The organism is Arthrobacter sp. D3-18 (genome assembly GCF_054408525.1).
In genome coordinates, this window is the sequence record NZ_CP096440.1 from 3,965,350 (window position 1) to 3,974,684 (window position 9,335).

16 protein-coding genes and 1 tRNA gene are annotated in these 9,335 nt (G+C 59.6%); all 17 read left to right on the forward strand.

The window, feature by feature from the left end; all coding sequences use genetic code 11:
* Nucleotides 1–42 precede the first annotated feature (42 nt).
* Nucleotides 43–195 carry a hypothetical protein gene (locus M1D89_RS20450; protein WP_498646454.1) on the forward strand — a complete coding sequence of 51 codons (153 nt, stop codon included), beginning with the start codon at nt 43–45 and terminating at the stop codon, nt 193–195.
* A 9-nt stretch (nt 196–204) separates the two neighbouring features.
* Nucleotides 205–287 (forward strand) — tRNA-Ser (locus tag M1D89_RS20455).
* 155 nt (nt 288–442) lie between these two features.
* The gene (locus M1D89_RS20460) at nt 443–673 is read left to right on the forward strand and encodes a hypothetical protein (RefSeq protein WP_498646456.1); all 231 of its coding nucleotides are present in this window, start codon (nt 443–445) and stop codon (nt 671–673) included.
* Nucleotides 670–975: an HNH endonuclease gene (locus M1D89_RS20465; protein WP_498646458.1), complete on the forward strand. Its 306-nt coding sequence runs from the start codon at nt 670–672 to the stop codon at nt 973–975. Before M1D89_RS20460 ends, M1D89_RS20465 begins: the two co-directional genes overlap by 4 nt.
* Nucleotides 976–1,098: 123 nt before the next feature.
* Nucleotides 1,099–1,404, forward strand: coding sequence for a hypothetical protein (locus M1D89_RS20470; RefSeq protein WP_498646460.1), 306 nt, complete (start codon nt 1,099–1,101; stop codon nt 1,402–1,404).
* Nucleotides 1,373–2,329, forward strand: a complete 957-nt coding sequence (locus M1D89_RS20475) for a terminase large subunit domain-containing protein (protein WP_498646462.1) — start codon at nt 1,373–1,375, stop codon at nt 2,327–2,329. The genes M1D89_RS20470 and M1D89_RS20475 overlap by 32 nt, the downstream gene beginning before the upstream one ends.
* Nucleotides 2,301–2,834, forward strand: coding sequence for a hypothetical protein (locus M1D89_RS20480; protein WP_498646464.1), 534 nt, complete (start codon nt 2,301–2,303; stop codon nt 2,832–2,834). Before M1D89_RS20475 ends, M1D89_RS20480 begins: the two co-directional genes overlap by 29 nt.
* Nucleotides 2,828–4,231, forward strand: coding sequence for a hypothetical protein (locus tag M1D89_RS20485; RefSeq protein WP_498646466.1), 1,404 nt, complete (start codon nt 2,828–2,830; stop codon nt 4,229–4,231). The genes M1D89_RS20480 and M1D89_RS20485 overlap by 7 nt, the downstream gene beginning before the upstream one ends.
* Nucleotides 4,231–5,136, forward strand: a complete 906-nt coding sequence (locus tag M1D89_RS20490; RefSeq protein ID WP_498646468.1) for a VG15 protein — start codon at nt 4,231–4,233, stop codon at nt 5,134–5,136. The genes M1D89_RS20485 and M1D89_RS20490 overlap by 1 nt, the downstream gene beginning before the upstream one ends.
* A 78-nt stretch (nt 5,137–5,214) precedes the next feature.
* Nucleotides 5,215–5,709 (forward strand): capsid assembly scaffolding protein Gp46 family protein, encoded by a 495-nt coding sequence (locus tag M1D89_RS20495; RefSeq protein WP_498646470.1) that lies wholly within the window; start codon nt 5,215–5,217, stop codon nt 5,707–5,709.
* A 32-nt stretch (nt 5,710–5,741) separates the two neighbouring features.
* Nucleotides 5,742–6,638, forward strand: coding sequence for a phage major capsid protein (locus tag M1D89_RS20500; protein WP_498646472.1), 897 nt, complete (start codon nt 5,742–5,744; stop codon nt 6,636–6,638).
* Nucleotide 6,639: 1 nt separating this feature from the next.
* Entirely contained in the window at nt 6,640–6,897 is a 258-nt protein-coding gene (locus M1D89_RS20505) for a hypothetical protein (RefSeq protein ID WP_498646474.1), read from the forward strand.
* 15 nt (nt 6,898–6,912) lie between these two features.
* Nucleotides 6,913–7,314 carry a hypothetical protein gene (locus M1D89_RS20510; RefSeq protein ID WP_498646475.1) on the forward strand — a complete coding sequence of 134 codons (402 nt, stop codon included), beginning with the start codon at nt 6,913–6,915 and terminating at the stop codon, nt 7,312–7,314.
* 337 nt (nt 7,315–7,651) lie between these two features.
* Entirely contained in the window at nt 7,652–7,951 is a 300-nt protein-coding gene (locus M1D89_RS20515) for a hypothetical protein (RefSeq protein WP_498646477.1), read from the forward strand.
* Nucleotides 7,948–8,352 carry a hypothetical protein gene (locus M1D89_RS20520; RefSeq protein ID WP_498646479.1) on the forward strand — a complete coding sequence of 135 codons (405 nt, stop codon included), beginning with the start codon at nt 7,948–7,950 and terminating at the stop codon, nt 8,350–8,352. Before M1D89_RS20515 ends, M1D89_RS20520 begins: the two co-directional genes overlap by 4 nt.
* 51 nt (nt 8,353–8,403) lie before the next feature.
* Complete coding sequence (locus tag M1D89_RS20525) at nt 8,404–9,072, forward strand: hypothetical protein (protein ID WP_498646481.1); 669 nt, start codon at nt 8,404–8,406, stop codon at nt 9,070–9,072.
* A 95-nt stretch (nt 9,073–9,167) separates the two neighbouring features.
* Complete coding sequence (locus M1D89_RS20530; protein ID WP_498646482.1) at nt 9,168–9,335, forward strand: hypothetical protein; 168 nt, start codon at nt 9,168–9,170, stop codon at nt 9,333–9,335.

The following is a 9,335-nucleotide window of genomic DNA, read 5'->3' on the forward strand; positions in this document are numbered from 1 at the left end:
ACGGAACTACACCCACCACCCGGAAATGAAAGACTCATCCTCATGAAGATCTTCGCCAAAGCGCTACTCGTCCTTGCTGTCATCCTCTGCCTCGCCGCTATCTGGATCCCATCGAGCTGGCTACAACTGCTACTCAGTGGGCTTCTCGCACTGTTCGTAGGCGCCGCCATCCTCGGACAGAAACCCCGCACCTAAGCAACACCAGGAGGATATGCGAATGGTGAGCAGCCTGTTTGCTAAACAGGTACGGCTGAAAGGCCCAGCAGGTTCAATCCCTGCATCCTCCGCTGATCGAAACGCACGCCGACTAAACCACTGAGGACCGCGGCCTCGCTTAGTAGATCACCAAACCCCGGCGCCGTCCCCGGGTTACGAGAGCGGCAACGTCGGACCCCGCCACGGTGCACCACGGCGGGGCCTGACACCAACGCAGGAGGTATAGATGAGCGACAAGACACTCCAATGCGTACACGATGCCATCGCCGCACACATCGCCGACGAGAACGACGGCTCACCCGAGTACCTAACCGAGTGGATATTCATAGCGGCTGCTGCTATTTCCGATGATCCTGAGCGCACGTCTTACTACCGCGGCGCACCAACCGCCCCATACCACCACCAGATCGGCCTGATGGAACGTGGGCTAGAGATGCTGCGTGGCGCAGAGGATTGAGTAAGCCAAACCCTCGCCGCTCCAACGGTTCACTCCGCGACAAGATCAGGGCCCGCGTCATCCGCGAAGAGTCTGACTGCTGGCTGTGTCACACGCCCGTTGACAAGACCCTACCTCACGGACTGCCGGGATCACCCGAAGTAGACGAGATAGTGCCAGTGTCCAAAGGCGGATCACCATTCGACCGGAAGAACTGCCGACTCGCACACCGCTTATGCAATCAGAAGCGCGGAAACCGGGATGCCACAGAAGCCCGGTACGCCGATATGAGACCCCTAAAGACCAGTAGACGGTGGCGCTAAGGGTACCCGCCCCGGGATGCCCCCACCCACCCCCTAGGCCCGCCTCCGGCATAGTGCCATTTTCACTCATGGGCCGATTTCCACAGATGCCCGAGCTCGCCTGACGGAGAGGAAGTCGTTCCTATGGCTGGGAAGAAGCAGCTTCCTCCTGTGTGGCTTGCTACCGAGGATGACGTGCCAGCGCCTCCAATGACATTGCGTCAGGCTGCTGAGCATGGGACGCGCCTCGATGAGCTGAAGGCGATGCGTCTGATCTTGGTGACGCATATGGAGAACGAGAACACGCTAGCCCGTGACCTTGCCGCACTGACTCGCCAAGTGCGCGAAATCTCGAAGGAGATTGATGAGCTTGAGCCTTCCGGCGAGAAGGATGACCTGAGCAAGGCGGCCGATACGGATGACGAGAAGTTCAACCCCTACGCTGTTTGAGTCTGCCCGCCATGTGGTTGTCCCTGAGGGGATTGTTTCTACTGGTTGGCCGGCGGTTCGCAATACGCTGCATGAGCTCGGCATTTCGTTTGATCCTTGGCAGCAGGGTTCGGCGCAGTTGATCCTTTCGAAGGACGCTGACGGACTGTATGCCACGACTGTTGGCGGCATCACGATCAGCATTCCCCGCCAGGTCGGTAAGACGTTCATGATCGGCTGGATCGTCTTTGCCTTGTGCATCATCCATCCTGGCTTGACGGTCACTTGGAGTGCTCACAAGAAGGACACAGCAGACGAGACGTTCGATGGCATGAAGTCGATGGCGTCTTTGCCTTTGATGACCCCGCACATTGATCGGACGCCGGATAACGGTTCTGAGCAGAAGATTGAGTTCACGAACGGTTCTCGTGTTGTGTTTGGTGCGCGTGAGCGTGGTTTTGGGCGCGGTTTCACGAAGGTTGACATTGTTGTCTTCGATGAAGCGCAGATCCTGACTGAGCGTGCTGTTGATGACATGGTGCCGGCGCAGAACGCGTCTCCGAATGCTCTGACGATCATGATCGGGACGCCTCCTAAGCCGATTGACCCGTCAGAGATTTTCGAGGAAGCACGTCGGGCTGCTTTGTCTGGTGACAGCAGCGATTCGCTGTATATCGAGTTCAGCGCTGATCGTAATGCCGATCCTGATGATCGTTCTCAGTGGCGTAGGGCGAACCCTTCGTATCCTTCTCGGACTAAAGAGAAGTCGATGCTGCGTATGCGGCGGAAGCTGACGAAGGATTCGTTTCTTCGTGAGGCTATGGGGATTTGGGACGAGTTGGCTTCGCGGAAGAACGCGTTTCCTGCCGGCGCGTGGGAAGACTGCCTCATTGAGGATCCTTCCGAGGATTGGCCGATTGCTGCTGGGGATCGATATGAATCCTGAGCGGACGTGGGTGACGGTTTCGTTGGCGATGTTCTCCGATGATGGCTTGCATCTTGAAGTGGCTGAAACGGAATCGTTCAACGAGAGCGGTTCAGCGGAGCTTGTGCACTGGATTCAGAAGCTCGCCCGCCGTCGTACCCCTGTCGTGATTGATGCGTTCAGTCCGGCCCGCTCGTTTGAGCCGATGCTCAAGGAGAAGAAGTGCATGGTTCGGATCTTGTCCTCGAATGAGTTCGCGCAGGCTTGCATGGGGCTTCATGACGCGGTGCGTGAGGGCACGGTTTCGCATTTCGGGCAGGAGCAGCTTGACGCGTCGGTTGCTGGGGCTACGAAGAAAGCTGTTGGTAAGGCGGGCGCGTGGGCGTTTGCTCGTGATGACCTTGAAGTAGACCTTACCCAGATCATGTCTGTCACGTGCGCCCACTTTGGCGCCGTCAAGTTCGCTCGTAAACCTGTCGCTGATTCCGGTGAGCGTAGTAGCCAAGGAGGTGTTTCGGTTTGCTGATTTCACCGAATGGGCTCTCCGCGGAAGAGGGCATGGTTCTGCAGAAGCTTCTTGAGGTGTACGAAGCAAAGCAGCCGAGGAACACTCTCCGTCAGGTCTATTTTGAGGGCAAGAACGCGTTTGTTGATCTTGGCATTGCGATCCCTCCGGAGATCCTGGCTCGTATTGATCCGGTCATGGGATGGGTTGAGACTGGGGTCCGGGCTCTCACTGACCGTTCTGTGCTTGAGGGGTTTGTTTCGCTTGACGGCGAAGATGACCCTTTTGGGATTGACGAGGTTCTTGCAGGCTCGAAGTTCCTTCAGTTCTTCTCTGGCGCCACGCTTTCGTCTGCCATTCACTCGTGTGCGTTTCTGCGCGTGGATGACATGTCTGGTGAGTTGCGGGTCCGCCCGCACTTGGCTGATATGTCTGCTGCGATCTGGGATAAGGACCGCATGGAGATCGGCGCGTATCTTGCCGTGCTCGAACTGCGTGATGGCATCCCTGCTGACATGGCCATGTATTTGCACGAGAAGATCGTGCGGATTCAGGTGCTTTCGTCTGGCCGCGTGAGCGTGGAGCGTTTCGCGAACCCTTTGGGACGCGTCTCTGTTGCACGTCTCCCGCACAAGCCGACTCTGAAGCGCCCGTTTGGTCATTCCAGGATTTCGCGCCCGGCCATGTATTTCACTGACTCTGCGTTGCGCACGGTAGTGCGTTCCGAGGTGCAGGGTGAAGGCTTCGCGGGTCCTCAGTACTGGCTGATGGGAGCTGACGCTAAAGCTTTCGCCGGCAACAACAGGTTCAAGGCTGTCATGGGCCGCGTCTTTGGCCTCACTGAGGACAAAGACACCCAGGAAGTGCCGGACGTGAAGCGGTTTGAAGGCGCGTCCCCGGAAGCGCACATCTCGCATCTTCGCATGTGGGCGTCCCTGTTTGCTGGTGACCAGCGGGTGCCGATGTCGTCACTGGGCATCATTCAGGACAACCCGTCTTCTGCGCAGGCTATCTACGCCGCTAAGGAGGACCTGCTGGTGGATGCGAACAACGCCAATAAGGCATGGGGTGACGGGGCGGTTGACGCTCTGGCCATGTCAGTTGAGTGGCGTGATGGTGCTAAGCCTGCTGGTATAAGCAATTTGAGCGCTGTGTTCACGCCTGTTGGGACGGTTTCGCCGACAGACAAGGCTGTTGCCTTTGGGCAGTTGGCACCGCACATTCCCGGATTGGCTGAGTCTGAGGTTGGGCTTGAGTATGCAGGGTTCTCGCGGGAACAGATCGTTAGGCTCCGCGCAGGGATCCGGACAGCGTCGATCACATCGTTCATGGATCGTGTAGCCGGCCGTTCAACTGCGCCTACGGCCCGCGTAGCGGACGCTGCGGCTGCAGGGGCGGACAACCAGGCGGTTAGCTGATGGTGGTGCCGTACAGTGCCACCCTGAGTTACGCAACGCTTCTGGACAATCTCAGCGGCGGCGCGTTGGAAGAGCTTGACCGGCTTATGGCGTCGGTAGCGAACGAATCTCCTGAGGTGCAGCAGGAAGCGCTGATGGATCTGCTGCCGCTCCTTGGTGATCAGTACGTGGGCGCGTCCTCGTTGGTGTCAGCGCAGTTCTTCACTGAGCTGCAGGACATCAATGGGGTGCGTAAGCCTGTGCAGGCGGAGACGCTTGACGGAGTCGGGGCGAAGCGTTGGCACTCTCTAGCTGGCTGGGGTTCGGCCCCTGCCATGTTCGAGCAGGGCGGTGCCGCGCTCGTCTACTCACTCCTTTCTGGTGGGCTTACGAAGATCCTCACTGAGGCCGCCGCGGACACAATGGTTGGCAACGCTGAGATCCAAGGTGGCATGCGTGCGCAGCGGGTTCCTCGTTCCGGGTGCTGTGCATTCTGCGGGATGCTTGCCAGCCGCTTCGCTGACTACGAATCTGTTGAGTCAGCAAAGACCGTTGTTGGTCGAGGCATTCCTGTCGGGCAAGGCCGCGGCCGCGGTTCCAAAGGCAAAGGCCGCGGGATCAAGGCACGTGGCGCTAGAGCAGTCGGAGAAGAGTTCCACGACCACTGCCGGTGCAGGGTAGTTGTCCTAACGAAGAACAACTACGCGGAACTGCAATCAACCGCCGACAAATACTACGACTCGTACGCTGCAGCGGCTGATAAAGCCAGCGAAGGACGGCGCCTTGAATGGGTCGAGACCAAGTCTTCTGACGGCTCATTGAACCGTCAGTACACATGGGTCAACGCCGAGGGCAAGGCCCGGACGGCGCAGGACCACACCAAGGACATTCTGGCTGCTATGCGGCAAGACCTTGGCGTCCGGTAACCCACCAAAATCTACGCGTTCCAGGCGGCGGTCAACAGCCTGGTTAGTGCCGACGGGCTTACGGAAAGGAAACACCCAATGAGTGAAGAATCTGCCGCGACTGGGGGCGAGTCCTCGGACTTCAAACCGATCACGACGCAGGAGGATTTCAACAAGATCCTCGGCGAGCGTCTGAAGCGGGCCAAGCCGTCCAACTATGACGATCTGAAGGCCAAGGCTGCACAGTTCGACCAGGCGCAGCAGGACAAGCTGACGGAGACCCAGCGTCTTCAGGCTCAGCTTGAAGAGCTGTCCGGGCAGGCCAAGACCGCGCAGCGTGAGAACGCTCGACTTGCTGCCATCGCCGCCGAGGGAATCCCCGCCGAATACCAGGATCTGGTGCACGGCGAAACCCCTGAGCAGTTCGCGGCGTCCGCCAAGAAGGCCAAGGATCTCATCTCCAAAGCTACGGCGGCCGAAAGCAAGCCTGGCGTTTCGTACCGGGTGAACTTGGACGGCGACGGCTCCGAACAGCTGGCGTTGAACGGCAGCGGCATTGAGGACGCACTCAAAAGGAAGCTCGGGATCTCCTAGCTTCCGTCACTAACCAAACTTTAGGAGTTGGCATGGCGCAGACCGCCGCAACACAAACCAGCGATTTCGCTGGATTCCTCAAGCCCGATGAGGCTGAGGCTTATTTCACCCAGGCTGCACGTCAGTCTGTTGTCCAGTCCCTGACCCGACGTGTGCCCTTGGGCATCAACGGCCAGGAAATCCCGGTTGTAACGTCCAAGCCCACCGCCGGCTGGGTTGCTGAAGCTGGCCAGAAGCCGGCTACCAAGGGCGCTATCGGGCTGAAGACGATTAGCCCGAAGAAGATCGCAGCCATCACGGTTGTGTCCGCTGAAGTCGTTCGTGCGAACCCGGGCAATTACGTGTCTCTGTTCCGTGACCAGATCGCGGAAGCTTTCGCTATCGCGTTCGACGCGGCCGCTCTTCACGGCACGAACACCCCGTTCGGCGCCGGCAACTTCATCGCTGCAACGACCAAGGCTGTTGAGCTTGGCACGGCAACGTCCGCAAACGGCAGCGTATACGCTGACCTGAACGGCGCGCTGAAGTTGCTCGTGGATGACAAGAAGAAGCTCACTGGCTGGGCCTTCGATGACACCGCTGAGCCGCTGCTGAACGCGGCTGTGGACCTGCAGGGCCGCCCGCTGTTCGTGGATGCAACCTACGAGAACTCCGCGCTCTCCGCTGGCCGCCTGCTGCGCCGCCCTGCCTTCTACAACGAAGGCGTGGCCGGGGGCGACACTGTCGGTTTCGCTGGCGACTGGTCCCAAGCTGTATGGGGTGCCGTGGGAGGCATCTCTTACGACGTTTCCACCGAAGCGACCGTGACCATCAACGGCGCGCTGACTTCCCTGTGGGAGAACAACCTCGTAGCCATCCGCGCCGAAGCCGAATACGGCTGGCTCGTCAACGACGCTCAGGCGTTCGTTGAGCTCGTGGACGCGGTCTAAGTTGCCGCGCCTGCGTAACTCCGAAACGGGATTGGTAGTGCACTGCGAGGGTGACCTCGCGGAACGCTACCAGTCCCGTGGCTGGCTCCTTGCTGATGCAAAGGATGAGCCTGCTGTTGAGGTGGCATCGGAAGAGCCTCAGAACGAAACCCCTGACAACCTCGAAGAAGCTGCAGCGCCCGTGGACGTAGAGCCTGCTGTTGAGGTTGAGGTCCAGGACGAGAAGCCGGCACGCCGCAGCCAAGCTCGGCGCCGCTAACAGGAAGGGGACGCGATGTCTTGGGTTGCTCCGGATGACGTAATCGACTCGTGGGTTGGTTCGAACGCACCAACTGACACGGCACGGTTGCAAATATGGATTGACCGGGCTGAACGGCTTGTGCGACGTCGCGTCCCTGACCTCCAAGCCCGCATTGACGGGGAAGCGGACGCCGTACCTCCTGTCACGGACCTTCTCGACTCAACGTGTGACGTGGTCATTGAGATGGTCACGGAGGTGTTCAAGAACCCGGACGGGAAACGCTCTGTCCAGTCCTCCACTGGTCCGTTCTCGGACAATGTCACCTTTGGTGGTGACAACCCCGGCAAACTGGTTCTGACTCCGAGTCAGGCAAGCTTGCTGGCGTCCACTGCTGACGGCGAGGCCTTTACTTTCGACCTCATAGCGGGGCCCTAATGCCGGGAATTGTGGAACGCTTCCCTGATGAGTGGCGTACTGATGTGATGGTGCTGCGTGGCGGTGGCCGGGACTCGAAAGGGAACCCGCTGCCGGTCACGGAGATCCCTGTGCAGGTTTGTATTGTTGCCCCGCGGGCGACGTCGGAGCCTACTGACCGGGCTGACCTTATTTCGAGCACGGCCGTCCTGTATCGGGATCCGGACCCAGACTTTAGCTTTCTCCCCAAGGATCGTGTGCGCGTCCCTGTGACTGCGCGCATGGCTGGTGAGTGGGCTGTTGACGGTTTGCCGGGTGAGTGGCCGTTGGGTGATGAAGTGGCGTTGGTGAGGTCCTGATGGCGTTACGAAGCGTCAGGGGTTCGCGGAACTACAAGGCGGATGACTCTGGCCTGAAAGAGCTCGGAACTGTTGAGTCGGTTGGCGAGGCGACCTTGGCGGCCGCTAAGAGGTTGGCGGGGAATGCTGAGGCTGTTGGCCGCGGCACCTACGAAGCCAAGCCCACGACGGTCACTGCCGGCTGGGATAACGAGCTACGCGCCGGCGCCGTGGTCCGGGAAACGTCGCACGAATACAAGGACGCCAGGGATTCGATTCTGCGCCGTGTCATTGAGTCCATGAAGGTGGTGGAGCGGTGATTGATGGTCTTGTGTTCCCTGATGTCCGCGAGTGCCTGAATGACCTGGTTGACGGCACTGAGCACTTAGGCGATCCAGTCCGGATGGTTTGGCATCTTCCGGCCGACGATTATGGCACGCTGCAAGGACCTTTCCCTATCGTGCTGGTGTATACCAACGGCGGCACTGAGAGCTATATCGATCGCGTGGACCGTGTGACGCTTGAATGCTACGCGCCAGGCACGCAAGCCGTGAACACCTTGGAGTCCATCAAGGCTTTCATTTGCGGCACTGACATTGAGACAGATCACGGCTATCTCGACGGCATCAAGTCCGATCAGGTCCCCGAGGATGTCCCTTACGCCTCCGACACGTTGAACAAGGCGACAGCGACTTTCACGGTCACGTCCCGCCCCCTATAGCCCCTACCGGGGACAAACAATTCACATTGCCCTTGAAAGGGGTTCATTGCCATGCCAACTTTTGACACACTCCGCCAGGAATCTGATGACCGGACCTTGATCCGCAAGATCCAGAAAGCCATCATCCTCTTGCGCGTCTCCACGGAGGCGCTGCCTACCACGCTGTTCGCTGCTGGTGGCGGCCTCATCGACTTCAAGGCTGAAGGCTGGCTTCCTGTTGGAATGATCACGCCGGACGGCATCGAGTTCGGCCGCGATGTCACCGAGGAAGACGTGCCGGCGCTTGGTTACAGCACTGCTCAGCGGACGGACGTGACTGAGGTTGCCCGCTCGCTGACGTTCACGGGCCTCGAACATGGCCGCAAGCACATGCTGGAGCTGTCCTACGGCACCGACTTGACGGCAATCACTCAGGATCAGACGACCGGCGAGGTTGTCTTTGATGAGCCTGAGATGCCGATCAACAAGGAGTACCAGGCGCTGGTTCTGGGCTCTGACGGGCCTGCCGACAATCAGTGGCTTCTGGGCCGGGCTTATGGGGCTGTGAAGCTGTCGAACACTGACAGCCAGAAGTGGGCATCCTCTGACCCGCTGACCACGCCGATCACCATGAAGGTGATGACGGATGCCGAGACCGGCGTTCCGCTGCGTCACTTCATGGGTGGCACTGGGGCGCTGAAGGCCAAGGCGACTCTGGGCTTCACCGCAGCTACCCCGTAGCCCACTAGACCGCGGGCCGCGCCACTTTCCGGGTGGTGGTGGCGTGGCCCGCTTCAAACCCTTACCCACCACCTGACAAGACCAAGGGAGGCATCATGCCCCGTTTCACCAAAGAATCTGATGGCCGCACCATTGCGGTCGAAACGTCTGTTCCCCGTGAATCTGCTGAGCTCCGCGCCGGCGGGTTCACCGAGCAGAAGGCCAAGACGGCCGCTGTGAAGGAATCCGACGCGGCCAAGCCCGCAGCCACACCAGTCAAGTAA